This window comes from Nocardia suismassiliense, from assembly GCF_900269665.1.
Taxonomy (GTDB): domain Bacteria; phylum Actinomycetota; class Actinomycetes; order Mycobacteriales; family Mycobacteriaceae; genus Nocardia; species Nocardia suismassiliense.
In genome coordinates this window covers 4,691,928-4,718,158 of record NZ_LT985361.1, presented here as the reverse complement: position 1 = coordinate 4,718,158, position 26,231 = coordinate 4,691,928, and the positions used below count along the sequence as shown (strand labels likewise).

The window sequence follows — 26,231 nt, the reverse complement described above, 5'->3', positions numbered from 1 at the left end:
GGTCCTTTACTTGGAGTAGTTGTAGACGCTGGCGCGGGAGACGCCGAGCAGGTCGGCGATGGTTTGCGCGGAGCCGCTGGATTCGAAGTAGCCGTCGCGGCGAAGTTGTTTGGCCAGTTCGCGTTTGGCGTCGGCGGGCAGACTCCGCGGGGTGTGTGCGCGGGCCGCGGCGAACGTCTCGATGGTCTCGCGCAGCTCGCGGGCGGTCCGGTCGCGCAGTGTCTCGAGGACTTCGCCGCTGTGCGCTACCTCGGTGGCGACGAGGTTGGCCAGGGTGCGGGTCAGCGGTGACAACGAGGAGACGTCCAGGTTCAGGCACAGCGCCGCGACGTATAGTCCTTGCCTGTTCTTGATGCCGATCGAGGTGCTCTTGACCGGTCGTCCGTCGGGGAATTGGTTGGGGTAGTTCTGGATCACGCTCGGGTAGTCGGGGTCGGCGATGCGCGCCAGCCCGAGCTCGGTAGCCGAATCCCCCACCTGCCGGCCCGACAGGTTGTTCTCGATGGCGCGGATAGCGTGCTGCGGATTACGGAGATCGTGGAGCACGACCTCGCACAGTCCGGGAAACATCCGTCCGATCGCACCCGCGATCTTTTCCGCCTCGGCCAGGAGGTGCTCGTCTTCTTCGGCAAGGTCATTGCGGCTCGCATCGTCGTCGCTCATGCACGCGCCCCTTGTGCTTGATCCGTGCGGTCGTCGTCGAAGATGCCCGCCATTTTTTCCGACGACTTGGTCCCCGCGCCGGTGAGCACGACCACGGTGGTCTCGTTCGCGCCGATGGCGCCCTCGGCGATGAAGTGATCCAGCGCCGCGGCGGCGACGCAGCTGGTGGGTTCGGCGTAGAGGCCACGAGAGGCGAGCTTGCGCACCGCTTTCCGGATCATCTCCTCGGAGACCGCGACGGCCGCGCCACCGGAGCGGCGGATCGCGTCGACCGCCTCGGGCAGGCGGACCGGATCGGCGATCGCGGCGCCCTCGGCGATGGTGGGAACGCGGGGTGCACGATCGGCGGGGTCGAGACCGTTGACCGTGTCGGCAATGGTCGCCCAGTGCTGGGGCTGGCCGACGAACAGGCGCGGCCGGTGCACGATCTGCCCCGCGCCGAGCAACTCGCTGAACGCGATGTCGCAACCCAGGACGTTGCTGCCCGCGCCGGCGACGAGCACTACGTTGTCGGGAGCCTGGAACCCGAGGTCTTCCCACATCTCGTAGGCCACGGTTTTGGTGCCCTGCAGGAAGAATGGGTGCCAGTTGTGGCTGGCGTACCTGATCTGTTCGGACTGGCGGATCGCCTCCTGCGAAACCTCCTCACGAGTGCCCGCGACGAGTTCGATCTGGGCGCCGTACGCGCGCACCTGCAGAATTTTTGCGGCCGAGGTCGACTCGGGCACGATGATCTTGGCTCGGATCCCTGCGGCGGCACTGTAGGCCGCGACCGAGGAGCCGCCGTTGCCGGAGCTGTCCTCGAGCACGTGGTCCGCGCCTTGGCCGCGCAGGTGCGAGACCATTACCGCCACGCCGCGGTCCTTGAAACTCGAGGTCGGGTTGAACCATTCGAGCTTGAAGTGCACGCGCCGGCCCGCCCAGTCCATCGGCACCATCGGGGTGCAGCCCTCGCCCAGGCTCACCCGGTGGCGTGCGTCGACCGGGATCGCCGCTTGATAGCGCCACAGCGACCGTTCCGAGGTGACGATCTGGTCGGGCGTGAGGCCCGGCAGCGCGCTCATCGCCAGTGCGGTGCCGTCGTCACCGCGCCAGCGGGGGTCCGCGAGGTCGTAACGGTGGCCGGACCGGTCGTACAGGAACGCATCGGTGATGGGCGTGTCGGTCACAGTCTCAATCCTTCTTCGGTCCAAGTGGTCCTAGACTAGCAGTCTAGATTTAGATTCACAGTCTGATTCGTGGCGCTGACGCCGCCCAGGAGGCCGTATCAGCGCCGTGACAGCCATATGTCAGGTCGTTCCGCGACCGTGGTCAGCACAACAGCCACGAAAGGAAAACCTGATGACTCAACCGGTTTCGATCCCGAACGGTCTCCCCACGGCGCGCGATGCCGGCCCCTTCGATCCGCCCAGCGAGATCAGCCGGATGCGTGCGGCCAGCCCGGTCTGTCCGCTGATCTTTCCCGACGGGCACGAAGGCTGGTTCGTCACCGGTTACGACGCGGTCCGCCAGCTCATGGCCGATACCCGGTTCAGCTCGCGGCAGGATCTGGGCATCATGCATGTGCCGTACGAGACCCCCGGCATGCCCGCAGCTACTGAACCGTCTCCGCAGATTCCGGGTCTGTTCATCGCGATGGACCCGCCGGATCACACCCGGCTGCGGCGCATGCTCACCGGCACCTTCACGGTTCGGCGGATGAAGCAGCTCGAAGAGCACATCATCGAGATTGCCGAGCAGCAGTTGGCGGAGATGGCGAAACTGACCCCGCCGGTCGATCTGGTCAAGGAGTTCGCGCTGCCGGTGCCGTCGCTGGTGATCTGCGAAATGCTCGGCGTCCCTTACACGGACCGGGAGACCTTCCAGGTCAACTCCGCCAAGTTCCTGGTCAAGGACCAGTCGCTGGAGGAGAAGATGGGAGCGTACGGCGCGATGATGGGCTACCTCGCCCAGCTGGTCACGGCCAAACGCGCCGAACCCGGCGACGACATCCTGTCCGACCTGGCCCGCAACGACGAACTCTCCATCGATGAACTCACCGGCATCGCGTTCCTGCTGCTGCTCGCGGGCCACGAAACCACCGCGAACATGTTGGCGCTCGGCACTTTCGCGCTGCTCGAGCACCCGGGCCAGCTGGCCGAGCTGCGGGCCGATCCGGAGCTGGTGCCCGATGCCGTCGAGGAACTCCTGCGCTACCTGTCCATCGCCGACATCTTCTATCGCTACGCCACCGAGGACATCGAACTGGGCGGTGAAACGATCCGCAAGGGATCGACCGTCGTCGTCTCACTGCTGGCCGCCAATCACGATCCACAGCGCTTCGACAACCCCGACACCCTGGATCTCCATCGCAAGGCACGCGGTCACCTGTCCTTCGGTCACGGGGTGCACACCTGCCTCGGCCAGCAGCTGGCTCGTATCGAAATGCGTGCCGGATTCGCCGGGCTGCTCCAGCGCTTCCCGACCCTCGAGCTCGCCATCCCGGCGGACGAGGTGAAACTGCGGACCGACATGAACATCTACGGCGTGCACGAATTGCCGGTCACGTGGACGCAGCCCGCCTCGTAAACCGTTGAGTACGAAGGAGATAACGATGACACGGCTTGTGGCGGATCGGGAGCGCTGCATCGGATCGGGCATGTGCGCGCTGATCGCACCGGAGGTGTTCGATCAAGACGAGGGTGACGGGAGGGTGCGGTTGCTCGATCCGAGCCCGAGCGGTGGTCTCACGGTCGTGCGCGAGGCGGTGGACGCCTGCCCGGCCAAGGCACTCGACATCTCGGACTAGCGGGCATCGACTCGCGCCACCAGGCTCAACCTCAGCGCCTTGGTGCGCCTTGCGGTAGAGACCCTCCAAGGGTCTCGAGAGGCAAGCCGCAAGGCGTGTCGAGGTGCCTGTCAGAAGTGCGCCGGAATCGGTGGGCCCTGTCGTTTGAGATCGCTCGGGTTGACGAGCGGCCTACGCAGCATGATCGCCTGGTATCTATGTAGGAGACCGGTCCTGTGTCAGGCGGGACCACGGGGAGGGGAAGCCATGACGGCGATAGCCAGGTTCGGTGCGATTGCGCTCGACAGCCGGGACGCTCGACGTCTCGCACAGTTCTATCAAGCGTTGCTGGATTTCGAAGTCCGGTACGAATCCGACGATTTGGTGGTGCTGCGCGGATCGGGGGTGACGCTGACGGTCGAACGGGTGGAGGACCACATACCGCCGGAGTGGCCCGGTAATCGGATACCCAAGCAGATGCACCTGGATCTATTCGTTACCGATCTCGATGTCGCCGAGGAGGCGGCGATCAACTGCGGCGCGGTCAAAGCGCAGTTCCAGCCCGCGCCGGATCGTTGGCGCGTGTTTCTCGACCCGTCGGGACATCCGTTCTGCTTCACAGTGCCACCCGGTTCTGGGTAGCCCGCAGTTTCCCGCTGCGCTCTCCAAGTCTTCGGTTTTCCCGCAAGATGCCAGGCACGTGGTGCAGCGATAGCCTGCCGAATACCGTTGTGCGCGCGGCTGTTCCGGTCACGCGGCGGCAGGGCGGCGGAGGCGGCGTAGATCGGCCACCGCTGTCTCGACCACGGCCTTGGTCACGAAATGTCCGGCGGCGGTGACGAGGAAGGTGGCCACGATGAGGATGGGGGCCCAGGACCAGGTGAGGGCGAGGACCATGCGTTCGAAGGTGCCGCGGGGCTGGACGACGGGTTCCCAGCTGTTGAGGCGGGTCCAGCGGCCGAGGAAGACGCCTATCGCGCAGAGTAGGTGCAGGCCGAGGGTCATGGGGGCGCGCCAGCGGGTTCGGCCGATGTGGTCGAGGTAGCGGCCGAGTTCGGCCAGGGCGAGGTAGTAGGCGAGGAAGCCGGAGGCGATGAAGGTGGCGTAGACGGGCAGCACGGTGGTGACCACGGGGCCGTCACCGAGGAAGCGGATGTCGTCGCGTAGGTGCACGAGGTCGGTGACCACGTAGGGCGCGTTGGGCAGGAACAGCACGAACAGCACGGCGCCCGCCCACCACAGTGGCGAGCGGGACAACTTGCGATCACTGCGCCGCCATCGAAACACCAACAGCGCCAACACCACTGGCACCCACGCCAAGACGGTGTTCCAGGCCAGCCAGACGAAGTCTCGCCGGACCACATCCAATAGGCCCGGCCCCACCCGATCGAGTACATCCATGGCGCCATCATGCCGATCGGACGGGCCGCGGCGAGCTCTCCGAGCCGAAAGCCACTACATCACTACAGGTTCACCACACTATCTCCACAGCGCACGGGTTCATCGAGTCAGGAAGGACTGCAATGCGGTGATCAGCGCGGCCGGATTGTCTTCCTGCACATTGTGTCCCGCGTCCGGGACGACGACGAGTTTCCCGTCCGGGATGCGCTCGACCAGACGTTCGGCGGCGGACTGCGGAAGTATTCTGCTGCGACCGCCGCGCGCCAGCAGCACCGGAACTCGGGCCAGTTGAGCGGCGAATTGTTCGAGTGCGGCGAGGATGGCCGGGAAGTCGGGGGGACTCAGGTCGCCTTTGGGCACCCAACCGCCGTCGGCGGTGCGGCGGAACAGTGTGCTCATGCGGTAGGTGACGCCCGCGCGGTCGGCGTGCGGACTGACCCGCATCGCGGAGTCCACGACCGTGTCGAGTTCCCGGACCGGGCCGAGGCTGAAGACGAATTCTCTTACCCGACGGGTACTTTCGAAGTCGGCGCCGGGTGCGACGTCGACGAGTGCCACTCGTTCCACGAATTCCGGCCGGGTATCGGCGAGGTGGGCCGCGACCACGCCGCCGAGCGACATGCCGACCAGCTGGACCCGATCGAAACCGAGATGGTCGGCCGCGGCGACGACGTCGGCCGCCATGGTCTCGATCCGGTAGTCGTCGGACCACTCGCTGTCGCCGTGACCGCGCAGATCCAGCGCGACCAGCCGGGCGGTGCCACGCAGGCCGAGGCAGACGAAATCCCAGGTGTGCGCGGTCAACGCACCGCCGTGCAGCAGGATGGTCGGGAAACTCGTTCCGCCCCAGTCGAATCCGTGCAAGCGGCAGCCCGCACGAGAGAAACGGAAGTCGCGCGGTGGTGTCGGATCGTGGATCGGGACGCCCAAGGCGGCCGCTCGCTCGGTCATCGACGGAATCGCGGTTTGTCCTCGCACGGCGCCACCTTCCTTACCTTGAGTATCCAAGGTAACGGATATTACCTTGGATACTCAAGGTAATATTTGCGGATGGCCACCCGAGTGCGACGCAAACCCGATGACGCCAAACGATTGATCCTCGAGGCCGCGGGCAAGCTACTCGCCGCGGGCGGCCCGGCCGCCGTGCAGGTGCGCGCCGTCGCCGCCGAGATCGGGGTCTCCGACGCCGCGGTCAATCACCACTTCGGTACGCGCAACGGACTATTGGAGGCACTGCTGCGTTTCGGCGGCTCCAAGCTGAAGGCCGAACTGCACACGGTGCTCGCCACGTGGACCGACGGACCCATCGACCCCGCCGAGTTGGTGCGCGCGCTGGCCGCGCTGTACGCCGACGGGTACGCAGAACTCGCGCTCGCGTTGCACCGCTCCGGTTGGCGCGACGCCGGAAGCGGTCTGCTCGACGAGGTGGTCGATCGGCTGCACAGTCAGGCTGAGCAGCATTGCACGGCAACGGGTCGAATTCCGCCGCCGCGCGAGGCGATTCAGCTGACGATCGCTGCTCTGCATCAAGCTGTCGCGACGGATCCGCTGTTCGGAAACGAATTCCGCAGAAGCGTCGGGCTGGACGCGTCGGCGCGTGAGCGCATGCTCGACTGGTGGACGGAGATCCTGCGCACGACAGTCGCCGGAACAGAGAAGGCGACGTCGCGCACGACAAGTCAGTGACAGCTGATCGCGCTCGGCGGGGCTGCGGTGTCGGTAATTTCTTTGCGCCCGAACCATGAACCGACCGAGCGCTACCAAACACACCATCGAACATCACACCCTTTTGCTGAGCCGCACACCCTCTATACCGAGTGTGCGGCTCAGCAAAAGGGTGTGCACCTTCTCCTCTCGGGACCGGCGACTCAGGGGATCGTCTCGCCGAGGTGGACGAGGTCGGCGATGTGGTCGGCGAACGTCGGCCACAGCTCCCGGGGTAGGTGGTGGCCCATTCCTTCGAAGATCACCAGTTTCGCGCCGGGGATCGCCGCGGCGGTGGCACGGCCGCCGCTGACATCGCACATCAGGTCGTCGGCACCGTGCAGCACCAAGGTGGGCACCCGTAATGAGTTCAATTGCGCGGTGCGGTCTCCGGAGGCGAGCACGGCGACGAACTGTCGCATCATCGCCTCGTGGTCACGTCCGCGGTCATAAGCGCGTCCTGCCGTCGCGGCGACGGCGGCCTCGTCGAACGCGAATCCGGGCGAAGCTGTCGCGCGGGAGAACCGGATCTGCCAGTCGAGGTAGCTTTGCCGGTCGTGCGGTTCGGGCCCGAGTGGGCCGATCGCGCCGAAATCGGCGTCGCCCACTCCGGGCGCTCCGGTGCGCGAACTGATGGAGGTCAGCGAGCGGACCCGGTCGGGATACTCGATCGCCATGGTCTGCGCGATCATCCCGCCCATGGACAGCCCGACCAGATGCGCGCTGTCGAACCCGAGTGCGTCGAGCAGAGCGACGGTGTCGGCCGCCATGTCCGACAGATCGTATGACGCCGTGGTCAAATCCCCCGCCAGCGCTGCGGACATGTCAACCACCGGCGCGCCGGACAGGTGCGACGAGCGGCCGGCATCGCGGCTGTCGAATCGGATCACCTGCAAACCACGGTCGACCAATTCGGCGCAGAATTCGTCCGGCCAATGAATCAGCTGTGCGCCGCCGCCCATGATCAGCAACACCGGTGGAGATTCGGTGTCGCCGAAGCGTTCGTAGGTGAGGTCGATTCCTGACGGACCGATGTTCAGGAGCTTGTCCTCGGTAATTTTGTCCTCCCTCTCGATTACCTCTGCGCGCGTACCGGTTGCCGGCAGCAGAGTCTGGGTTGCGCTCGGGCCTGCGAGTATGCGGCACCAACGGGGCCTTGCCGCAAGCCCACCCGCGCGATGTATGTTGAAAGGGGAATTGTTCCGGGCCGACAAATCACCTCCGATTGGCATGCGATGCCACTTTGCACGAGCCGCAAACTAGTTGCGACGTAGCCTTTCAGCTGGCGATTCTTTTCGGATTCCCCGCCGTCGCTACGTCGTGCGGGCGCAACCGTCACATTGTCTGCACGCAATGCCGAATTGCAGTCGCCGCCAAGAGCTTCACACTTGTCCCCCGTTCTCGACGATGATCGTCGTGGCGCGGAGCTAGAAATGGTGGACATCTTCGCTCCGGCGCCGCCGGATCTGGTGGTGAGTGTGTTGGCGCAGCGCAAAGCCGTGTTCGCGTTCAATGGCTTGCCTTGGCGAGGAGAGTAGCTGCTGATCCGAGGATGAAGACCAGCTCGGCGAGGCACGAGGAGTGGTCGGGCCGCCGCTGGCGGTGACGCTCAGGGTGACAGTTCGTAGCGGCTGGCGATTGCGGTGGCGCGGTTGTGCAAGGCGGTGCGCAACCATGGTGGGGACAGGGCTTCGGCGTTGGTGGCGAGCTGCCAGAGTGCCCATTCGGCATGTCGGGAATCTTGGAAGGTTGCTTCCAGTCGTAGCCAACCGTCGGCGTCGGTCTCTTCGGCGCGGACGGTCAGTGCGGTGTCCACCAGTTCTTCTCGCCGATCCGGGTGCAGCCGTAGCAACACGGTGACTTGGTTGCCGCCGGTCCGAAATCGCGTGCTGCGTTCCTGCCAGGCCTGGGCTAGATCGACGTGGTCTGGTCGCTGGGCGGGTTCGGGGAGTTCTTCGGCGTCGAGGATCCGCGACAGTCGGTAGGTGCGGTCCGCGCCGGACTTGGTGGCCAGCAAATAGCCCTGGCCGCGTACGGTGACCAGGCCGATCGGGTCCACCGTGCGCCAGGTCGGGTCCTGGTCGACGGCCGCGTAGTGGATGCGCAGTTTGTGTCCGGCGAACACCGCGCGCCGGACCTCGCTCAGCACGGCGTCGGGCACCTTCTCGGCAATCAGGCGGCGGGCGAGCAGATCGGTTTCCGGTTCGATGAGTAATCGCTGGGCCGCGTCGTTGGCGGTGGCCACATAGCTTTCGGGGAGCGCGTCGACCACCTTGCGCATGGCCGAAGCCAGTGTCGAGCCGAGGCCGAAGGCCTGTGCGCCGCGCCGTGATCCGGCGACCAGCAGGGCGAGCGCCTCGTCGTGATTGAGTCCGGTGAGCTCGGTCTGGAAACCGGGCAACAGCGCGAAGCCGCCGTGCCGGCCGCGTTCGGCGTAGACCGGAACACCGGCTGCGGACAGCGCCTCGATGTCGCGCAGCACGGTGCGCGTGGACACCTCCAGCTCGCGGGCCAGGGCAGTCGCTGACAGCCGGCCGTGCTGGCGCAGCAGCAGCACCATCGAGACCAACCGGTCGGCGCGCATGCACAGAATTATGTCAGAAATACACGACACAGGATGTCGTGATTCGCTGAGATGCTTATGCGTATGACAAACAAGAACGTGGCCACCGAACCCAACGACCTGGGCAAGTACTTCATCGAGCGCGCCAACGCGGGCGACGTCGACGGACTGGTGGCGTTGTACGAGCCGAACGCCGTGCTGGCGTTCCCGCCCGGCAACCTGGCGACCGGACACGCGGAGATCCGCAAGGTGTACGAGCAGTTCGTCGCGGCCGCACCCGTTCTGACGCCGGGTCGGCAGCATCCGGTGCTGATAAGCGACGATCTGGCGCTGACGGCGTCCACGCTGACCAGCGGCGAGGTGGCGGTCGAGATCGCTCGTCGCCAGCCGGATGGGTCGTGGTTGTGGGCGCTCGATCAGCCGGTACTCATGCCGTAGCGGACGCGGGGCGGTGGGCTCGAGCGAGCCCACCGCTGTGCGCGGGCAAGTAGCGGAGCGGCACCGAGTTGGGCAGGTACTGGATGAAACGTTTGACGACGATCGGGGTCTACGGCTTCACGGCCGCAACCTTTATCGAGCAGCTCACCGACGCGCGCGTGGGATTGCTACTAGATCTGCGCCAGCGCCGCGGCGTTCGAGGCGCTGAATACTCTTGGGCGAACTCGGCGCGGCTCCAGCAAGCGCTCGCCGCGGCGGACATCGGCTACCGCCATGTGCGGGAGCTGGCACCGACCACTGAGCTGCGCCAATTGCAGTACCGAGAGGACGACCGCCAGGGTGTCGGCAAACGCAACCGCGTCGCACTGGCCTCCGAGTACGCCCAGCGCTACACCCGGGAGATCCTCGACCCGTTCGACCTCGGCACGCTCGTGGCGGAACTACCGAGCGACTCGATGGCTGCGCTTTTCTGTGTCGAACGTGATCCGGAGGCCTGCCATCGTTCGCTCGTGGCCGCCCGCCTGCATGCCGAGCACGACCTGCCGGTCACCCACCTCCACCCGCACTGAGCCGTTCGCGCCGCGGTTGCCAGTACTCACCCCGCCGCGGACAGAACGCGCACCTCCCCGAGCGCGTCGGCGAGCGCGACCAGCGCACTCGAGCATCCGGCGTCGAGCAGGCACGTGGCCAGTTCGTCCCCACGGGTGGTCCCGTGGTTGACGATCACCACGGGCCGACCGGTTTTCGCCGCGTGCCGCACGAAGCGCAATCCCGACATGACGGTCAGTGACGACCCCGCGACTAGCAGCGCGTCCGCCTCGTCGACGAGTTCGAATGCCGCCGCGACGCGCTCTTTGGGCACGTTCTCCCCGAAATACACGATGTCGGGCTTGAGCATTCCACCGCAACTCGCGCAGTCGACCATCCGGAAACTGTCGGTGTCCGCGACGACCGCGTCGGCATCGGGGGCGACTTCCACCCCGTTCGTCGTCGCTCCCTCGGCGAAACCCGGATTCGCCGTTTCGAGCCGCTCCGCCAACGCCATCCGCGAAATCAGCGCCTCGCAACGCAGGCACCGCACCCGCGCGTAGGTGCCGTGCAGGTCGATCACCCGCCGATGTCCCGCTTTGGTGTGTAGCAGATCGACGTTCTGTGTGATCAGCCCGCTGACCACACCCATCCGCTCCAACCGCGCCAGCGCGCGATGCCCCGGATTCGGCCGTGACGCGTCCATTCGCCGCCAGCCGATGTGGTTGCGTGCCCAATACCGCTGCCGGAACACCGGATCGCCGACGAACTGCTGATAGGTCATCGGGTTGCGCGGCGGCGAGGCCGGCCCGCGATAGTCGGGGATGCCGCTGTCGGTGGACACGCCGGCCCCGGTGAGCACTACCACCCGGCGCCCGGCGAGGACCTCGACCAGCCGCTCGACCCCTGGTTCCGACATGTGCGACATCAGTTCAGGGTACGACTGCCCGTTCAGACGCGGCGCATGACCGAGACCACCTTGCCCAGCACCGCGGCTTGATCACCGTCGATGACCTCGTAGGCGGGGTTGCGCGGTTCCAGATACACATGCCCGTTACGCCGCCGGTACACCTTCACCGTGGCCTCGCCGTCGATCATGGCGGCCACGATCTCGCCCGAGTGCGCCTCGTTCTGCTGGCGCACCACCACGATGTCGCCGTCGCAGATCGCCGCGTCGATCATCGAGTCGCCGCGCACCCGCAGCCCGAACACGGTGCCGCGGCCGACGAGCTGGCGTGACATGGTCACCATGTCGTCGGTGTGTTCCTCGGCGAGGATGGGTGTGCCCGCGGCGATGTCGCCGACGACCGGCACGGCCACCGAGTCCTCGTTGGTTTCCCGCGGCGCCGTCCCCTGCAGGAACATTCGCACGTCGATCGGGCGCGACATCGTCTCGCTGCGCCGCAGGAAACCCTTCTCCTCCAGGCTGTTCAGATGCTTGGACACCGACGACGACGAACGCAACCCCACCGCGTCGCCGAGCTGCCGGGAGTTGGGTGCGTAGCCGTGCCGCACCACCCAGTCCCGGATGGTGGCGAGGATCCGCTGCTGGCGCTCCGGCAGCCGGGACGTGTCGAGATGCTCGAGGTCGTCGTAGGTCACCGGGGCATCGTAGAGGTCGACGCCGATCGCACGGCGGCACAGCCCATTCCGGTGGAGTGTCGCGCCCTCAGCCGAGGCTGCGTTCGGATGTGCTTCGCTCGACACAGAATTCGTTGCCCTCGGGATCGCGCAGGGTGACCCAGCCCAGACCGTCGGCGGTGCGGTGATCCTCGAACAGGGTCGCGCCCAGCCCGATCAGCCGCTCGACTTCCTCGTCGCGGGTGCGTTCGGTCGGTACCCAATCGAAGTGGATCCGGTTCTTCACCGTTTTGCCCTCCGGGACCCGGATGAACAGCAAGCCCGGCACCGGCTCGGGCGCGACCAGCAAAGCCTCGTCGTCGTCTACCTCGTCCTCGTCGGATACCTGCCAGCCGGTGACGTCGCTCCAGAAGGAGGCGAGCTTGTACGGATCGGCACAGTCGATGGTCACGTGGCGCAGCAGCATGGCAGCGAGCCTATCGGTGCACCGAGTGCCGATGCAGCACAATAAAATCGCCGCGCGGTACCGGCCGATGTGCGTCGGCACGCGCGGGGCGTAGCAGGATTGCCGCGTGCACACCTTCGTCCTGGACCGGGTCGGCGTGGTCGCCAACTCGACGCCGCTGCTCGTCGACCTCGACGTCACCATGCCCGGTGGCCGGTGCACCGCGGTGGTCGGGCCGAGCGGTACCGGCAAGACCACGCTGTTGCGGTTGCTCAACCGTCTCGCCGAACCGAGCAGCGGACGGATCCTGCTCGACGACATCCCGATCACCGAACTCGATGTACTCGCGCTGCGCCGCCGAGTCGGGCTGGTACCGCAACGCCCGGTGCTGCTGGCCGATGTGGTGGCCGACGAGCTGCGGGTGGGGTGCGCCGACCTGTCGACCGCGCAGGCCACCGCACTGTTGGCCAGGGTCGGGTTGCCGGAGTCGTTCGCCGAACGGCGGTGCGCGGAGTTGTCCGGCGGTGAGGCGCAACGGGTGTGCCTGGCCCGCGCGCTGGCCGTCGAACCGGAGGTGTTGCTGTTGGACGAACCCACCTCGGCGTTGGACGCGGTCGCCGCCACCGCCGTGGCCGAGCTGATCCGCGCGCACGTCGGCGTGGGCGGCACCGTGGTTCTCGTCAGCCACGATCACAGTTTCGTCCGGACCGCCGCCGACGACATCCTGATACTCGACGACAAACGTCTGATCCGGGACGATCAGACAGATCGGAAACCGTGATGGCGGAAGGTCTTTCGGTCCCCGACTGGACCGGTGTCTCGGCCTCGCTGCTGCTCGTCGCGCTGGCCGCCTTCATCGCCTATCGCCAGCACCTGAACCTGACCCGCGAACTGGTGATCGCCGCGATCCGCGCCGGAATTCAACTGGTCGCGGTGGGTGCGATCCTGCTGATCGTGTTCCGGCACACCGCGTTACCCGGTGCGTTCGCGTGGGTGATCCTGATGGTGATCATCGCCGGGCAGGTCGCGGGCCGTCGCGGTGCGGGCCTGCCGCAGGCGCGGCGCTCCGCGACGATCGGCGTTGCTGTCGGCGCCACGATCACCCTCGGTGCGCTCGTACTGCTGCGCGTGATCTCGACCGAACCGCGCGTGGTGGTCCCCGTCGGCGGGATGGTTGTCTCCGGCGCGATGCAGGCCACCGGTATCGCGCTGCGCCGGATCCGGGAGGACGCCCGGCAGGCCCGACCCACCATCGAAGCCCGGCTGTGCCTGGGATTGCCTGCGCGGCAAGCCTTTCTGCCGCACCGGCAGTCCGCGCTGCGCACCGCGCTGGTGCCTGCGATCGACTCCACCAAGGTGGTCGGCCTGATCAGCCTGCCCGGCGCGATGACCGGACTCATCCTGGCCGGAGTCGACCCGCTCACCGCGATCCGCTACCAGATCGTGGTCATGTACATGCTGCTCGCGGCCACCGCACTGGCCGCGCTCGCCGCCGCGAGGGTGGCCGAACGCGCGTTGTTCGATGACGCCCAGCGCCTAGTCCCCCTCCCCGACTGACCGTCCATCACCGACCACTCCCGACCAGATACCGCCGCGCTCACCGGATCGGACAGTGCCGCACCGTGCGTCGCCAGTCCACGCGCCGGCAAACTCGGCGGTCCGGACCAGACCAGCCGCGTCGCCGAACCGCGCCGTCGGACTCGTGACCCGGATTGGACCGACTGCCGCTCGACCTCTCGCCGTCGGATTCGTCGCGCTTACGAGACTTGCCCTCGTTGGCCCGAGAGCGGACAGCCCCAGCGGCCGCGCCAGACGGGCTGCTGCCGCATCTCACCGTCCCCGAATGTGTTGCGCCACTTACCGAATCATGCGCGGCGGACGATCGACAGTCAGCTCCGGCACCGTACCGGTGTACCGCTCGATCTCGACCAGCGACAGCTGACCGGTGCAGCCTTGGCTGAGCTTCGAGGAGGGGCGGTCCTCGATCAGTACGTTCGGATTGCCGTGGCGGCAGAATGCGGGATCGGCCGGGTCCGGGTCGTACCAGGCGCCGGTGGACAACTGCGCTACGCCCGGCCGTACCGCGTCGTCGACGATCAACCCGGCCAGGCAACTGCCGCGCTTGCTGACGATGCGGACCACATCACCGTCGTGCAGGTCGCGGGCGGCGGCATCCTCGGGATGCAATCGAACCGGTTCGCGACCGGTGACTTTGCTCGATTGGCTGTAGGCACCGACATCGAGCTGGCTGTGCAGCTTGGCGCGCGGCTGGTTGGCCACCAACTGCAACGGGAACTCCGCCGCGGCCGCACCACCCAGCCACTCCTCGGGCTCGAGCCACACCGGGTGGCCGGGGCAGTCCGCGTACCCGAAGCCCTCGACGGTCTCGGACCAGATCTCGATCTTGCCGGTCGGCGTGCTCAGTGGGAACTGTTCCGGATCGGCGCGGAAATCCGCGCCCAGTACCTGATTGGGGTCGGGCACCGGCAGTTCGAGGTACTCACTGGACCAGAACGTGTCGAAGTCGGGTAGGTCGTGCCCGGCGTGGCGCAGTCGCCATTGCTCGTACAGGTGGCGCAGCCATTCGCTGACGGTGCGGCCCTCGGTGAATTCTTTGCCGACGCCGAGGCGTTCGGCCAGCTCGCTGAAGATGGCGTAGTCGTCGCGTGCGGTGCCGTGCGGCTCGGTGAGCGCCTTCATCGCGAAGAACACCCGATCCCCCGCGCCGTAGTCGTCGCGTTCGATGGTCATGGTCGCGGGGAGCACGATGTCCGCGTGCCGCGCGGTCGCCGACCAGAACGGATCGTGCACCACCACGGTCTCGGGCCGGGCGAACGCCTCGCGTAGCCTGGCCAGATTCTGATGGTGATGGAAGGGATTCCCGCCCGCCCAGTAGACCAGCCGGATATCGGGGTAGACCAGATGCTGCCCGTCGTATTCATAGGACTGACCGGGGTTGAGCAGCATGTCTGCGATTCGTGCGACCGGGATGAACGTGTCGACCCCGTTCGGCCCCTGCGACAGCCGCGGCGGCGCGAACTCCTGGGCCGGCTCACCCAGGCTCGCCGCCGAACCATACCCGTGCCCGAACCCGCCACCGGGCAGCCCGATCTGGCCGAGCATCGCCGCGAGCACCACTCCCATCCACAGCGGTTGCTCGCCGTACTGAGCACGCTGCAACGACCAACTGACCGTCACGAAGGTCCGCGATGCCGCCATCTCGCGTGCGAGCGCCCGGATACGGTCAGCGCTCAGTCCAGTGAGCGACTCGGCCCACTCCGGCGTCTTGACGATCCCGTCCGCCTCGCCCCGCACATAACCGATGAACCGCTCGTAGCCGACGGTGTACTTGTCCAGGAATTCCTTGTCCGCCAAGCCTTCCGCGTCCAATACCTGCGCCAGCGCCAGCATCAATGCGGTATCGGTGCCCGGCCGCGGCGCCAGCCACTCCGCTTCGGCCTCCGCCGGGATGTCGTCGCGCAGCGGTGAGATCGATACGAATCGGCAGCCCCGCGCCCGCGCGGCCCCGATCCACCCCCGGGTGTTGTGCCGCGACACACCGCCCGGCGACACCGCCGAGTTCTTCGGCGACAACCCGCCGAACGCCACCACCAGTTCCGCGTGTTCGGCGAGCACCGCCTTCGACGTCGCCCGCTCCAGCACGAAACCGAGGTCGCCGAGCACGTGCGGCAGCAAGACCTGCGACACCCCGAGGCTGTAGCTGTTGACGTGCCGCACATACCCGCCGAGGCAGTTCAGGAACCGGTGCACCTGGCTCTGCGCGTGATGGAACCGTCCCGCACTCGCCCACCCGTAGGACCCGCCGAACACCGACTCCGCACCGTGCTCGCGATACACCCGCCCCAGCTCGCCGGCGAGCAGATCCAGCGCCCGCTCCCATGACACCGGCACGAACGGCTCGTCGCCACGTCGTGGGGCGCCGGGCCCGTGCTCCAGCCAGCCTTGACGCACGTACGGTTGATCGATCCGGGTCGGATGGTGCTGCGCGGAGGCCACATTCTCGATCAGCCGCATCGGCTCCGGATCCTCGCGCCACGGTCGAACAGCCGTCAGCCGTTCGCCGTCGCTGTCGGCCTCGAAAGCGCCCCAGTGCGTCAGATGCGTGGTCACCAAGACACCGTAACCCGACCGTCCGACAAAGTGGCCGCCACCTCTACCGCACCGAAATCACGCGACTTACCGGCGCTGCGAACACTTTTCGAACGGCCAGGGGCGAGTCAGATGCGGCGCAGTTCGAACATCCGGAACTGACGACCGCCGGACAGCTCGTACTCCATCTCATAACCCGGCCAGAACTCGACGGCCAGATCCCAGGCGGGTTTGCGATCGACACCGGTGAGCTCGGTCACGCTGACGGTGAACTGCGCACCCTTGTGCCGCACGGTGGCGGTATCGGCGGCTCGGAGATTGGCCGACCACACCGGATGCTTGGGACTGCCCCAATTGGAACCGAGCACGAGGAAGTTCTGGCCGCGCGGCACATACAGCAGCGACGTGGTTCGCGGGATCCCGGTCTTGCGACCCGGCACCGTCACCTCGATCGAGGGCAGGCCGACCACATCCAGCACGCCCATCCGCCCGTCGGTCCAGCGCCGAACGGCGCGCTCCACCGGAATGACGACCGGCGCGGTGCGCATGACCCAGCGCTGTTGGGCCAGCCGTCGAGCGATCGGAGGCAGCGGATTCGACACCATCCTCGAATGGTGACACGTCGCCGTCCTACCGCGGCATCGGCGGGCCGGACCGAGGGGCAGATCACATCGGGGACGACGCAAAGCCGTTCTCAGACAACGTTCCACGAACGACGAACTGGCCTCGGCCCCGCGCGTCCACTGCCCGATTTCCATGCAAAACTCTCAGGAAGATCGCTCCGCCCCGCCGGTACTTTGGAGAACGCGCACCTCGGGCGCGACCACCGGAAGGATGCAATCTCTTGATGATCGGTGCCCTCAGGCCGCTCCGCACACCGTCGACCTGTCCGCACTTACGAAGAGCCGCCTGATGTTCGCGCACTGGGGAAACTTCGTCTACCGGTTCCGATTCGTCGTCATCGCCCTCATCGGCGCCCCGCTGCTCGCCCTCGGCGCGTACGGATCGGACCTGTCCGGACATCTCAGCTCCAGCGGCCTGGACGACCCGACCTCCGAATCGGCCGAGGCCGCACGAGTATCCGACGACGCGTACCTGCGCGACCACCGCGCCGACGTCCTCGTGCTCTACACCGCACCACCGGGCGTATCGCTCGACGACCCCGCGTTCAGCGGCAAGATCGTCGACAACCTCAACAGCCTGCGCCCCGAGCACCCCGACGAAATCCTCGCGATCAACGGCTCGTATTGGCGCACCGAGACCGGCCAGCAGCAACGCAGCGCATTCGGCCGACCGGAACTCGGGCGCGCCTTCGCCTCCATCGCCATCAAGGGCGACACCGACACCGAGATGGTGAACAACTTCCGGAAAGTGAAGGACGTCTTCTACATTCCGGGCGTCGACGTGCAGGTCGCCGGCCTGCAACCGGTCGCGGGCACGCTCACCGACTCACTGGACGAAGACATTCACCTCCTGGAAGTCGTCGCCTTCCCCGCGGTCGCGGTACTGCTGTTCTTCATCTTCGGCGGATTGGTCGCCGCCGCACTGCCTCTCGTCGTGGGTGGCCTCACTGTGCTCGGCGCCAACGGCATCGTCCGGTTCATCACCGAATTCACCGACGTCAATTCCTTCGTCTCCGGCGTCGTCTCGTTGATCGGTGTCGGCTTGGCCATCGATTACGGCTTGTTCATCGTGAGCCGATTCCGCGAAGAACTCGCCGAAGGCTACGACACCCAGACGGCGGTACGCCGCGCGGTAATGACCGCGGGCCGCACCGTCGTGTTCTCGGCAACCATGATCATCGCCAGCCTCGGCGGCATGCTCCTGTTCCCGCAGGGCTTCCTGAAATCGATGGCATACGGCTCCATCGCCACGGTGTCACTCGCCGCGTTGACCGCGCTCACCGTCCTGCCCGCGATGTTGAGCATCCTCGGCCCACGCGTGGACATGTTCGGTATCAAACGTTTCGGCAGAACCAAGACCGCCGATGAGGTAGAAAACAGTTTCTGGGGCCGATCCACCCGCTGGGTGATGAAGCACCCGAAGCAAATTGCCGTCCCGATCGTCCTCGGCCTGTTGCTGCTGATCATCCCTGTGAAGAACATCGCCTTCGGCGGCTTCAGCGAAACCTATCTACCACCGGACAATCCAACCCGGCTCGCGCAAGAAGCGTTCGACGACACATTCCCGCTCCGTAAAGCAGATCCCGTGCAACTCGTGTTCATCTCCGAAGAGAAGAACACCCGCGGCATCAGCGATGTCGTGAAGCAGGCGAATCTGGCGCCCGGCCTGGTCACGCCCCCGGCGGCGGACGGACCCTTCGGCACGCCTTCCCCCTCGACCATCCGTCCCGGCGTCTATAAAACAGAGGCGACACTCGCGGTCGAAAACGCCAACAAGACCATCGATTACCTGCGCTCACTCGACGTACCCGACAACGTCACCTTGCTCGTCGGCGGCCAGCCCGCCATCCAAAAGGATTCCATCGACGGCCTTTTGGGCCGCATCCCGTTCATGATCGCCGTCGTGCTGTTGCTCACGACGATGCTGATGTTCCTCACCTTCGGCTCGCTGATCCTGCCGATCAAGGCTGCGCTGATGAGTGCGCTCGGGCTCGGCACAACCCTCGGCATTCTCACCTGGATATTCGTCGACGGGCACGGCGCGGAGTTACTCAACTTCACCCCGCAGCCGATCCAAGCGGCCATCCTGGTGCTGATCATCGCCATCATCTACGGCCTGTCCACCGACTACGAGGTATTCCTGCTCTCCCGCATGGTCGAAGCCCGCGCCAAAGGCGCGACCACCACCGAGGCCATTCGCATCGGCACCGCGCACACCGGCCGCATCATCACTGCGGCCGCGCTCATCCTGCTCGTCGTCACCGGCGCGTTCGCCTTCTCCAAGCTCGTGATGATGCAATACATCGCCTACGGCATGATCGCCGCCCTCATCATCGACGCCACCATTCTGCGCATGCTCCTGGTGCCCGCCGTGATGAAACTGCTCGGCGACGACTGCTGGTGGGCACCCGCCTGGATGAAACGCTTGCAACAGCGCGTCGGACTCGGCGAACCGGTCCTCGACGACGAGCACCCCGCCAACCGCGACATGACCGACCTCGTCGAAACCACGCCCATCACCGACCCGGTCACCGTGCGCCTCCCCATCGTCACTGCGGATCAGTCGCGCCGCTGAACCCGAATTCGCCCTCAGCGGAATCACTTACGGAATCCGATCGGCGGAATTAGCGTGGGCAGCTCGAAAGGAGGTCGAGCATGAACGCTCCGATCAAGTTCTCCATGACCGCCAATATGATCGCCGTAGGGTCCTGGCCGGACTTCGCCAGCGGCTGCGAGCAGGAGGGCTTCGACGCGCTGATGGTGCCCGACCATCCCGGCTCGTTCGCATCCCCGTTCGTCGCTCTCGCCGCCGCCGCGACGGCCACCGAGACGATCCGGCTCGGGACCAACGTGGTGAATGCCGGGATGTGGGAACCGTTTCTGCTCGCCGGCGAGGTCGCCACGCTCGATCTCGTGTCGAATGGGCGGGCGCTGTTCGGGATCGGCGCGGGACACACCCCCGCCGAGTGGATCATGCAGGGCCGCGAGCATCCATCGGCGGCGGCCCGCGTGGCCAGGATGGTCGAGGTCACCGACACCACGCGGCGGCTGCTCGCCGGTGAGACCGTGACTTTCGCGGGCGAGCATGTTCAGCTCCGGGAGGCGGTGCTCACTCGGCCACGGCCGGTGCAGGAGCAGGTGCCGGTTCTCGTCGGCGGCAACGGGACCCGCGTGCTCCGGTATGCCGCCGAGAACGCCGATATCGTCGGCTTCTCCGGGCTCGGGCGGACCCTCGCCGACGGCCGCAACCACGAGACCCGGTGGGGGCTCGATCAGATCGACGCGCAGGTCGATCTCGTCCGGAACACCGCCGCCGCGGCGGGCCGGACACCCGCGTTCGAGGCGCTGGTGCAGCACGTGGAGATCACCGACGACGCCGAGGCGGCGTGTGCGCGGTTCGCCGAGGATGTGCCGAGCACAAGCGTCGCGGAGTTGCTCAGCGCGCCGTTCGTGCTGATCGGCACCGTGGACGAGTTGGTCGCCGAGTTGCGTGCGCATCAGCAGCGCTGGGGATTCGAACGATTCGTCATGCGGGCCGCCGCCCGTGCGGCCGGTGCTCAACTCCTTGCCGCACTCGCCTCGTCGGAGTCGTAGCAGTCCGGCTGACACAGCCCGCTCCCCTTCCTGGCTGGTGAGCGGGCTGTGCCGATTGGTTTCGCGTTGGTGATTCGTGGATGGTTCCTATCGAGGTGAATTAAATGCGTAGATGCGCATATCTAAGTAACCATATGGATTTTATGAAGTTCACCCTTCCTCCTTGGATTCGTCCGGCCCCGACACACTGACGAGATATGCACTGCCCGAACCGAAGTCGTCGCGTTGGTTACACCCTCCCCCACCCCGAAGGAAGAGCTCAGCCCCTTACCTCGTCCCCTCCCCTGCGGCGCATCAGCTCGACGCACCCCCACAGATCCCCTCGAAACGGACATACGACCAGTTACGCTATCCCCCAGGTCCATGGCCCCGGTCATCTCGTTGAACAGGAGCTCGATGCGATCACAGCGCCCTCGCCGCGTCTTCGCCACCCTCGCGGCCGCCACGGCCGCGCTCCTCCTTGCCAGTACGGCGGTCGCCGCCGCGCGTCCGGACCCACCGGCTCAGGTCGCACCGCTCGACGCCGACTTCCTGTGGGGTGTCGCGGCATCGGGATATCAGGCGGAAGGCCATGCGCCCGACAGCAACTGGTCCCGGTACGTCGCCGCCGGGAAAACCACTGACCCCTATGGTGATTCGATCGACTTCGTCAACCGGTACCGCTCCGACATCGCCCTGGCGGCCCAGCTCGGCGTCCAGGTCTATCGAATCGGGCTGGAGTGGGCGCGAGTACAGCCGCGGCCCGGCGAATGGGACGAGGCCGGACTCCGCTTCTACGACAACGTGATCGCCGCCATCACCGAGGCGGGCATGCGGCCGATGCTCACCATCGACCACTGGGTGTATCCGGGCTGGGAGGTCGATCGCGGCGGCTGGCGCAACCCAGAGATCGTGGCGGACTGGCTCGCCAACGCGCGGCTGCTCGTCGACCGCTACGCCGCGAAAGATCCGCTGTGGGTCACCTTCAACGAGCCGATGGTCTACATCGTCAACGAACTACGCAAAGGCGGCCTGTCCCCCACCGACGTGCCCGCCATGCACGACCGAATCGCGCAGGCCCACAACGGCATCTACGACTACATCCACGGCGTGCAGCCGGGCGCCATGGTCACCAGCAATGTCGCCTACATCCCGACCGGCGAGGACGTGATCAACAAGCCGCTCATCGACAAGATCGGCGCGCGCCTCGACTACATCGGCATCGATTACTACTACGGCCTCTCCCCCGAGACCCTGCTGGCGGGCCCGCCCGACTTCGAAAAGCTCTGGACCCAGCCGCTACAGCCGGAAGGCATCTACTACGCCCTCCAGCATTACGCCCGTCAGTTCCCCGGCAAACCGCTCTACATCGTGGAGAACGGCATGCCGACGGAGAACGGCGCACCGCGCGCCGACGGCTACACCCGTGCCGACAATCTGCGGGACACCGTCTACTGGCTGCAACGCGCCAAGGCCGACGGCATGAATCTCATCGGCTACAACTACTGGAGCCTTACCGACAACTACGAATGGGGTTCTTACACTCCGCGTTTCGGTCTCTATACGGTCGACGTGCTGACCGATCCGACGTTGACCCGCAAACCCACCGATGCGGTCCCCGCCTACGCCGCGATCACCCGAGCGGGCGGCGTCGCTCCCGACTACCGGCCCACCCGGGCGCCGCAGAACTGCTCCCTCGTCGACGCCGCGGCCAGCTGCCTCGACCCGGTCACCGTCCCGCGATGACCGGTGCGCACGGAACCTTCGACGCCACAGCGGTATTGCGCCGTTGGGAAGAGTCCGGTGCCGTGTGGCGGGTTGTCCGCCACAGCGCCGATCAGGTAACCATCGGCCTGTACGAATGCACGGGTGGTCAAGAAGTCGATCGCTTCACCTCGACGGATCCGGCGCTGCTGCGGTTCCTCGGCGACCGCTCGAGCAGCGAGGACCTCGATTGACGTGCGCGGTGAACGGGAAATGAACAGCCCGATCGTCGAATGTCCATGCCGGACACCACATCGCATACTCTCCTTCAGCTGACGACCGGTGAACTTCCACGCCGGGCAGCGCTCGACAGGAAGAGGACGGCCCGCGACTCACATGACCACCACCAGCAGCCGTGCGCTGTCCGGCGTGTCCCCGATCGCCGACGGGGCCGGTTCTGCCGTCACCGGACACCGCGTCGTCCTCGTCACCTTCGCCGGCCGTCGCGATCGAATGGAATTGCTGACCCACTACGTGGCGGAGGCGATGCGGCGCAAGCTGATCGACGAGTGGCATGTCTGGAACTTCTCCCGCAACGACGCCGACGATCGCTGGCTGCGCGAACAGTTCCCCGCGATTGGACGGTCACCGGACAATCAGGTGTATTTCCCCGCAGGCCGAGTGACCGTTGGGCGCAATGTCCGCTGGCGTTGCCGGGTGCGGGCGGGACACGACGTCCACATCGCCTTGGGACCGCATGGCGGGGACGGCGACGCCCCGGCCTACGAATTCGTGATCGGCGGCTGGTCCAACCAGCGGACTGTGCTGCGCCACATCGACAATCGCGATCTGCTCGTCCGCGATCACGACGACCGCACGATCCGCCGGCCACCCGTCGCAGCGGCCTCGACGCCAGGCATCATGTCCAGCAATACGTTTCGGGACATCGAGCTGTCGATCGACCCGACCGGGGTCGGCCTCTCGGTCGACGGCGCGGAGATCATCCACAGCCGCACGCCGGTCCCGGCCGGAATGTACGACGTTCAGGTGAAGACCGGTTACGGTTCCGACGGCGAATGGCGTTTTCCGGGCGTCACCGAGTATCTGTACAACACCGATGGCCCGGGATGGGGGCAGGTCTATGACTTGTATTCCGCGCACGCCCAGTACTACGCGGACGCCGTCTTCCTGAAATGCGATGACGACATCGTCTATCTTCAGCTCGACAAACTCGCCGACTTCCTCCGGTTCCGGATCGACCAGCAGCGTTATTTCCTGGTGACGGCGAATGTCGTCAACAACAACGTGTGCGCCTACTACCAGCAGCAATCAGGGGCGATCCCGGCGAGTCTGATGACGCTGGAACTTCCGCCCGGCGGGTTCCGCGGCAGCCTGTGGCAAAGCCCTGAGCTCGCCTCGCGGCTGCACAATCACTTCCTCGACAACCCCGATGCGTTCGAGCAGGAGAGCACCGCCCCCATTCCCTGGAGCGAACGCCTGAGCATCAATTTCGTCGCATGGCTGGGCCGGGATCTGTCGTACATGTCGGCAGTATCCGAGGACGGGGACGACGAGCGCATACTCTCGGTCGACATCCCGTCCTACCTGAAGCGCCCGAACTGTATCTACCCGGGATTCGTGGCGAGCCATCTCTCCTACTTCTCCCAGGAAGCCGCGATGGACACGGCAGCCCTTATGTCGAGATACCGGCGGCTCGCAGCGGAGCGCGGGCTGCCGATGCCGGAAAAGTCGACGGAGCCGACCGAGCCGCCATCGGCCTGCAGGTCAGCGCCGTAATCAGCTTCATAAAATTCACTGGCGCGCGCCGATAGCCTTGTCGACATGGCACGGGATGAGCGCGGCGTGACCGCCCAGAGCGCGGATTTCTCCACCTGGTACAACGAGCTGGTGATCAAGGCCGGCCTCGTCGATCGTGGGCCGGCCAAGGGCACCACGGTGATTCGACCGTACGGGTACCGGATTTGGGAGCTGCTACAGGCCGAGCTGGACCGCCGGATCAAGGAGACCGGGCACGAGAACGCTTACTTCCCGCTGCTCATCCCGCAGAGCTACCTCGAACGCGAAGCCGACCACGTCGAGGGGTTCGCCCCCGAGCTGGCCGTCGTCACCCACGCCGGCGGCAAGGAACTCGAAGAACCGCTGGTGGTGCGGCCGACGTCCGAGACGATCATCGGCGAGATGATGGCGAAGTGGATCTCCTCGCACCGAGACCTGCCGATGCTGCTCAACCAGTGGGCCAATGTCGTCCGCTGGGAGATGCGCCCCCGAATGTTCCTGCGCACCACCGAGTTCCTGTGGCAGGAGGGTCACACCGCGCACGCCGACGAGCCGGAAGCGCGCGCGGAAATGGAGCTGGCGCTCGACATCTACACCACCGTCGCGCGGGAGTTCGCGGCCATGCCGGTCGTGCCGGGTCAGAAGACGCCCGGCGAGCGGTTCGCCGGGGCGGTCGAGACGCTCACCATCGAGTCGATGATGCGCGACGGTAAAGCATTGCAGGCAGGCACTTCTCACTATCTCGGCACCAACTTCGCGCAGGCGTTCGGCATCCGCTACGCCGCCGCCGACGGGCGGGAAACGCTGTGCCACACCACCTCGTGGGGCATGACCACCCGGATGATCGGCGCCATCGTGCTCACTCACGGTGACGATCGCGGTCTCGTCCTGCCGCCGAGGCTGGCCCCGTACCAGGTGGTGATCGTGCCGATCATGCGCGGCGACAGCGCCGCTGCGGTCCTGGCTGCCGCCGAGGAGCTCGCACAGAACTTGCGCGCCAAGGGGATTCGCGTGCACGTCGACGGTCGAGATCAAACGCCCGGCTGGAAGTTCAACGAGTGGGAGATGCGCGGCGTGCCGCTGCGCATCGAACTCGGTCCGCGCGACCTTGCCGCAGGGACCGCCGTGCTCGTACGCCGCTTGGGCGACGAAGGGAAACAAACCGCGGACCTGGCAACCTTGCCCACCACGATTCCGGCCCTGCTGGACGACTTCCAGACCTACCTGCTGACTCGGGCCACCAGCTTCCGTGACGAGCACACTCACGAGGTCGACGACTGGACCTCATTCGAGGCAGCCGTCGCGACCGGCTGGGCCCTCGCGCTCCACTGCGGAAATCCCTCCTGCGAGGACGAGATCAAAGCCCGTACTGCGGCAACTCCCCGATGCATCCCGTCGACCGCCACCCTCGACTCAGGCCCCTGCGTCCACTGCTCCTCCCCTTCGGCCTATGGAAGACGCGTAATCTTCTCCCGCGCTTACTGATTCGAGTGGGTCAGCTCGCCGCCTCGAGACTGACCCACCACGTTTCAGTTCGCCCGGTACCCGAGCAGGTCGAGTAGGCCGTCGAGTTGATGTTCGAAGAGTTCGTCGCGGTCGGCGAAGGTGTCGGTGCCGTACATGTCGAACACGTCGGCGCTGATGGTGCCGAAGAGGCTCGCCCAGAAAGTGATGCCACGGGCGAGCAGCCAATCGGGGAGGTCGAGGTGGAATTCGTCGCGGATCTGGGCGAAACTCGCTGCGAGGGGCGCAGATACGCGCGGCTCGGCGGCGGGCGGGTGGAGTAGGTCCGCCTGGTAAGCGCGGGCGAAGAGCTTTTGCAGGGTGGTGATCACTCGCGTGCCGGGGGCCATGGTTTGGTCGGCCGGCGCCTGATAGCCGGGCACCGGGGTGCCGAAAAGCAAGCCGTAGCGGGCGGATTCGGCGTGCGCCCAGCCACGGACGGTGCGGGCGAGGACCCGTAGTTGCTCGATCGGGTCGTCGGGGGCGGTAGCGAGGGCGGCGTCGACGGTGTCGCCGAGGGCGTTGTAGCCGTCCACCACGAGCAGGGTGAGCAGCTCGTCGCGACTGCTGACGTAGCGGTAGACGGCGGAGGAGACGACGCCGAGATCGCGGGCGACCGCGCGCAGCGAGAGGGCGGCGGCACCGTCGGTGGCCAGGTGTTCGCGGCCGATCCGGACTATGTCGTTCATGGTTTGCGCCCTGGCGCGGGCCCGCGGGGTCGTCGGCATGCCTCCACGGTGCAATATCCAGAGAGCATTGTCAACAACAGTGAGCAGTGCTCTTGACAGGAGTCGAGTGGTTGCCGCATGCTCGTTCACATCAGAGAGCACT

The 26,231-nt window shown here is 66.3% G+C and carries 26 protein-coding genes; 14 read left to right on the top strand and 12 right to left on the bottom strand.

Features of this window, described 5'->3' with window-relative positions:
• Positions 1 to 6 precede the first annotated feature (6 nt).
• A complete protein-coding gene (locus tag DBO33_RS21120; RefSeq protein WP_107656582.1) occupies positions 7 to 663 on the bottom strand; it encodes a helix-turn-helix transcriptional regulator in 657 nt (218 codons plus the stop codon).
• Positions 660 to 1,832 (bottom strand): threonine synthase, encoded by a 1,173-nt coding sequence (locus DBO33_RS21115; RefSeq protein ID WP_234390956.1) that lies wholly within the window; start codon positions 1,830 to 1,832, stop codon positions 660 to 662. The genes DBO33_RS21120 and DBO33_RS21115 overlap by 4 nt, the downstream gene beginning before the upstream one ends.
• A gap of 172 nt (positions 1,833 to 2,004) precedes the next feature.
• Between DBO33_RS21115 and DBO33_RS21110 the strand changes: the two genes are divergently transcribed.
• The 3 genes from DBO33_RS21110 to DBO33_RS21100 all read left to right on the top strand — a co-directional run bounded on the left by DBO33_RS21110 (position 2,005) and on the right by DBO33_RS21100 (position 4,072).
• Positions 2,005 to 3,231, top strand: coding sequence for a cytochrome P450 (locus DBO33_RS21110; protein ID WP_107656581.1), 1,227 nt, complete (start codon positions 2,005 to 2,007; stop codon positions 3,229 to 3,231).
• A 25-nt stretch (positions 3,232 to 3,256) separates the two neighbouring features.
• Positions 3,257 to 3,451 (top strand): ferredoxin, encoded by a 195-nt coding sequence (locus tag DBO33_RS21105; protein WP_107656580.1) that lies wholly within the window; start codon positions 3,257 to 3,259, stop codon positions 3,449 to 3,451.
• A 246-nt stretch (positions 3,452 to 3,697) separates the two neighbouring features.
• Positions 3,698 to 4,072 (top strand): VOC family protein, encoded by a 375-nt coding sequence (locus DBO33_RS21100; protein ID WP_107656579.1) that lies wholly within the window; start codon positions 3,698 to 3,700, stop codon positions 4,070 to 4,072.
• Positions 4,073 to 4,180: 108 nt separating this feature from the next.
• Here the strand turns inward: DBO33_RS21100 and DBO33_RS21095 are convergent, their stop codons facing one another.
• A complete protein-coding gene (locus DBO33_RS21095; protein WP_107656578.1) occupies positions 4,181 to 4,831 on the bottom strand; it encodes a DUF1361 domain-containing protein in 651 nt (216 codons plus the stop codon).
• Between the two features lie 99 nt (positions 4,832 to 4,930).
• A complete protein-coding gene (locus DBO33_RS21090; protein WP_107656577.1) occupies positions 4,931 to 5,809 on the bottom strand; it encodes an alpha/beta fold hydrolase in 879 nt (292 codons plus the stop codon).
• A gap of 72 nt (positions 5,810 to 5,881) precedes the next feature.
• Here DBO33_RS21090 and DBO33_RS21085 point away from each other — a divergent pair, with 72 nt between their 5' ends.
• Entirely contained in the window at positions 5,882 to 6,517 is a 636-nt protein-coding gene (locus DBO33_RS21085; RefSeq protein WP_107656576.1) for a TetR/AcrR family transcriptional regulator, read from the top strand.
• Positions 6,518 to 6,699: 182 nt separating this feature from the next.
• On the opposite strand, the gene DBO33_RS21080 is transcribed toward DBO33_RS21085, so the two are convergent.
• Together DBO33_RS21080 and DBO33_RS21075 are read right to left on the bottom strand one after the other, a co-directional pair.
• On the bottom strand, positions 6,700 to 7,509 hold the full coding sequence (locus tag DBO33_RS21080; protein WP_234390955.1) for an alpha/beta fold hydrolase: 810 nt from the start codon (positions 7,507 to 7,509) through the stop codon (positions 6,700 to 6,702).
• 635 nt (positions 7,510 to 8,144) lie between these two features.
• Positions 8,145 to 9,119 carry a helix-turn-helix transcriptional regulator gene (locus DBO33_RS21075; RefSeq protein WP_107656574.1) on the bottom strand — a complete coding sequence of 325 codons (975 nt, stop codon included), beginning with the start codon at positions 9,117 to 9,119 and terminating at the stop codon, positions 8,145 to 8,147.
• 63 nt (positions 9,120 to 9,182) lie between these two features.
• Between DBO33_RS21075 and DBO33_RS21070 the strand changes: the two genes are divergently transcribed.
• Together DBO33_RS21070 and DBO33_RS21065 are read left to right on the top strand one after the other, a co-directional pair.
• Positions 9,183 to 9,536, top strand: a complete 354-nt coding sequence (locus DBO33_RS21070; protein ID WP_199856709.1) for a YybH family protein — start codon at positions 9,183 to 9,185, stop codon at positions 9,534 to 9,536.
• Positions 9,537 to 9,619: 83 nt separating this feature from the next.
• The gene (locus DBO33_RS21065; protein WP_107656573.1) at positions 9,620 to 10,105 is read left to right on the top strand and encodes a DUF488 domain-containing protein; all 486 of its coding nucleotides are present in this window, start codon (positions 9,620 to 9,622) and stop codon (positions 10,103 to 10,105) included.
• A gap of 26 nt (positions 10,106 to 10,131) precedes the next feature.
• Here DBO33_RS21065 and DBO33_RS21060 read toward each other — a convergent pair whose 3' ends face one another.
• The 3 genes from DBO33_RS21060 to DBO33_RS21050 all read right to left on the bottom strand — a co-directional run bounded on the left by DBO33_RS21060 (position 10,132) and on the right by DBO33_RS21050 (position 12,111).
• Positions 10,132 to 10,983, bottom strand: a complete 852-nt coding sequence (locus tag DBO33_RS21060; protein ID WP_107660467.1) for an NAD-dependent protein deacetylase — start codon at positions 10,981 to 10,983, stop codon at positions 10,132 to 10,134.
• Positions 10,984 to 11,015: 32 nt separating this feature from the next.
• Positions 11,016 to 11,666 carry a transcriptional repressor LexA gene (lexA, locus tag DBO33_RS21055; RefSeq protein WP_107660466.1) on the bottom strand — a complete coding sequence of 217 codons (651 nt, stop codon included), beginning with the start codon at positions 11,664 to 11,666 and terminating at the stop codon, positions 11,016 to 11,018.
• Positions 11,667 to 11,733: 67 nt separating this feature from the next.
• Entirely contained in the window at positions 11,734 to 12,111 is a 378-nt protein-coding gene (locus tag DBO33_RS21050) for a VOC family protein (protein WP_107656572.1), read from the bottom strand.
• Between the two features lie 106 nt (positions 12,112 to 12,217).
• On the opposite strand from DBO33_RS21050, the gene DBO33_RS21045 reads away from it, so the two are divergent.
• Entirely contained in the window at positions 12,218 to 12,871 is a 654-nt protein-coding gene (locus tag DBO33_RS21045) for an ABC transporter ATP-binding protein (RefSeq protein WP_234390953.1), read from the top strand.
• Positions 12,871 to 13,647: an ABC transporter permease gene (locus DBO33_RS21040; RefSeq protein ID WP_107656571.1), complete on the top strand. Its 777-nt coding sequence runs from the start codon at positions 12,871 to 12,873 to the stop codon at positions 13,645 to 13,647. Before DBO33_RS21045 ends, DBO33_RS21040 begins: the two co-directional genes overlap by 1 nt.
• 300 nt (positions 13,648 to 13,947) lie before the next feature.
• Here DBO33_RS21040 and DBO33_RS21035 read toward each other — a convergent pair whose 3' ends face one another.
• Both DBO33_RS21035 and DBO33_RS21030 read right to left on the bottom strand, forming a co-directional pair.
• The gene (locus DBO33_RS21035; protein ID WP_234390952.1) at positions 13,948 to 16,221 is read right to left on the bottom strand and encodes a molybdopterin guanine dinucleotide-containing S/N-oxide reductase; all 2,274 of its coding nucleotides are present in this window, start codon (positions 16,219 to 16,221) and stop codon (positions 13,948 to 13,950) included.
• A gap of 107 nt (positions 16,222 to 16,328) precedes the next feature.
• Positions 16,329 to 16,805, bottom strand: a complete 477-nt coding sequence (locus DBO33_RS21030; protein WP_107656570.1) for a nitroreductase family deazaflavin-dependent oxidoreductase — start codon at positions 16,803 to 16,805, stop codon at positions 16,329 to 16,331.
• 307 nt (positions 16,806 to 17,112) lie between these two features.
• On the opposite strand from DBO33_RS21030, the gene DBO33_RS21025 reads away from it, so the two are divergent.
• The 6 genes from DBO33_RS21025 to proS all read left to right on the top strand — a co-directional run bounded on the left by DBO33_RS21025 (position 17,113) and on the right by proS (position 25,382).
• A complete protein-coding gene (locus tag DBO33_RS21025; protein ID WP_107656569.1) occupies positions 17,113 to 19,398 on the top strand; it encodes an MMPL family transporter in 2,286 nt (761 codons plus the stop codon).
• Between the two features lie 80 nt (positions 19,399 to 19,478).
• A complete protein-coding gene (locus DBO33_RS21020) occupies positions 19,479 to 20,417 on the top strand; it encodes a TIGR03621 family F420-dependent LLM class oxidoreductase (RefSeq protein WP_107656568.1) in 939 nt (312 codons plus the stop codon).
• 396 nt (positions 20,418 to 20,813) lie between these two features.
• On the top strand, positions 20,814 to 22,142 hold the full coding sequence (locus DBO33_RS21015) for a family 1 glycosylhydrolase (protein WP_107660463.1): 1,329 nt from the start codon (positions 20,814 to 20,816) through the stop codon (positions 22,140 to 22,142).
• A complete protein-coding gene (locus DBO33_RS21010) occupies positions 22,139 to 22,354 on the top strand; it encodes a hypothetical protein (RefSeq protein WP_107656567.1) in 216 nt (71 codons plus the stop codon). Before DBO33_RS21015 ends, DBO33_RS21010 begins: the two co-directional genes overlap by 4 nt.
• A gap of 142 nt (positions 22,355 to 22,496) precedes the next feature.
• The gene (locus DBO33_RS21005) at positions 22,497 to 23,897 is read left to right on the top strand and encodes a DUF6250 domain-containing protein (RefSeq protein ID WP_107656566.1); all 1,401 of its coding nucleotides are present in this window, start codon (positions 22,497 to 22,499) and stop codon (positions 23,895 to 23,897) included.
• A gap of 45 nt (positions 23,898 to 23,942) precedes the next feature.
• The gene (gene proS, locus DBO33_RS21000; protein WP_107656565.1) at positions 23,943 to 25,382 is read left to right on the top strand and encodes a proline--tRNA ligase; all 1,440 of its coding nucleotides are present in this window, start codon (positions 23,943 to 23,945) and stop codon (positions 25,380 to 25,382) included.
• Positions 25,383 to 25,426: 44 nt separating this feature from the next.
• Here the strand turns inward: proS and DBO33_RS20995 are convergent, their stop codons facing one another.
• Positions 25,427 to 26,128 (bottom strand): TetR/AcrR family transcriptional regulator, encoded by a 702-nt coding sequence (locus tag DBO33_RS20995; protein ID WP_107656564.1) that lies wholly within the window; start codon positions 26,126 to 26,128, stop codon positions 25,427 to 25,429.
• Between the last annotated feature and the right edge of the window lie 103 nt (positions 26,129 to 26,231).

Bases quoted from the DNA above. Each gene is read 5' to 3' on its own strand.
- DBO33_RS21120 (WP_107656582.1), bottom strand. From the start codon at position 663: ATGAGCGACGACGATGCGAGCCGCAATGACCTTGCCGAAGAAGACGAG.
- DBO33_RS21110 (WP_107656581.1), top strand. From the start codon at position 2,005: ATGACTCAACCGGTTTCGATCCCGAACGGTCTCCCCACGGCGCGCGAT.
- DBO33_RS21105 (WP_107656580.1), top strand. From the start codon at position 3,257: ATGACACGGCTTGTGGCGGATCGGGAGCGCTGCATCGGATCGGGCATG.
- DBO33_RS21100 (WP_107656579.1), top strand. From the start codon at position 3,698: ATGACGGCGATAGCCAGGTTCGGTGCGATTGCGCTCGACAGCCGGGAC.
- DBO33_RS21095 (WP_107656578.1), bottom strand. From the start codon at position 4,831: ATGGATGTACTCGATCGGGTGGGGCCGGGCCTATTGGATGTGGTCCGG.
- DBO33_RS21085 (WP_107656576.1), top strand. From the start codon at position 5,882: ATGGCCACCCGAGTGCGACGCAAACCCGATGACGCCAAACGATTGATC.
- DBO33_RS21075 (WP_107656574.1), bottom strand. From the start codon at position 9,119: ATGCGCGCCGACCGGTTGGTCTCGATGGTGCTGCTGCTGCGCCAGCAC.
- DBO33_RS21070 (WP_199856709.1), top strand. From the start codon at position 9,183: ATGACAAACAAGAACGTGGCCACCGAACCCAACGACCTGGGCAAGTAC.
- DBO33_RS21065 (WP_107656573.1), top strand. From the start codon at position 9,620: ATGAAACGTTTGACGACGATCGGGGTCTACGGCTTCACGGCCGCAACC.
- DBO33_RS21060 (WP_107660467.1), bottom strand. From the start codon at position 10,983: ATGTCGGAACCAGGGGTCGAGCGGCTGGTCGAGGTCCTCGCCGGGCGC.
- DBO33_RS21050 (WP_107656572.1), bottom strand. From the start codon at position 12,111: ATGCTGCTGCGCCACGTGACCATCGACTGTGCCGATCCGTACAAGCTC.
- DBO33_RS21040 (WP_107656571.1), top strand. From the start codon at position 12,871: ATGGCGGAAGGTCTTTCGGTCCCCGACTGGACCGGTGTCTCGGCCTCG.
- DBO33_RS21030 (WP_107656570.1), bottom strand. From the start codon at position 16,805: ATGGTGTCGAATCCGCTGCCTCCGATCGCTCGACGGCTGGCCCAACAG.
- DBO33_RS21025 (WP_107656569.1), top strand. From the start codon at position 17,113: ATGTTCGCGCACTGGGGAAACTTCGTCTACCGGTTCCGATTCGTCGTC.
- DBO33_RS21020 (WP_107656568.1), top strand. From the start codon at position 19,479: ATGAACGCTCCGATCAAGTTCTCCATGACCGCCAATATGATCGCCGTA.
- DBO33_RS21015 (WP_107660463.1), top strand. From the start codon at position 20,814: ATGCGATCACAGCGCCCTCGCCGCGTCTTCGCCACCCTCGCGGCCGCC.
- DBO33_RS21010 (WP_107656567.1), top strand. From the start codon at position 22,139: ATGACCGGTGCGCACGGAACCTTCGACGCCACAGCGGTATTGCGCCGT.
- DBO33_RS21005 (WP_107656566.1), top strand. From the start codon at position 22,497: ATGACCACCACCAGCAGCCGTGCGCTGTCCGGCGTGTCCCCGATCGCC.
- proS (WP_107656565.1), top strand. From the start codon at position 23,943: ATGGCACGGGATGAGCGCGGCGTGACCGCCCAGAGCGCGGATTTCTCC.
- DBO33_RS20995 (WP_107656564.1), bottom strand. From the start codon at position 26,128: ATGCCGACGACCCCGCGGGCCCGCGCCAGGGCGCAAACCATGAACGAC.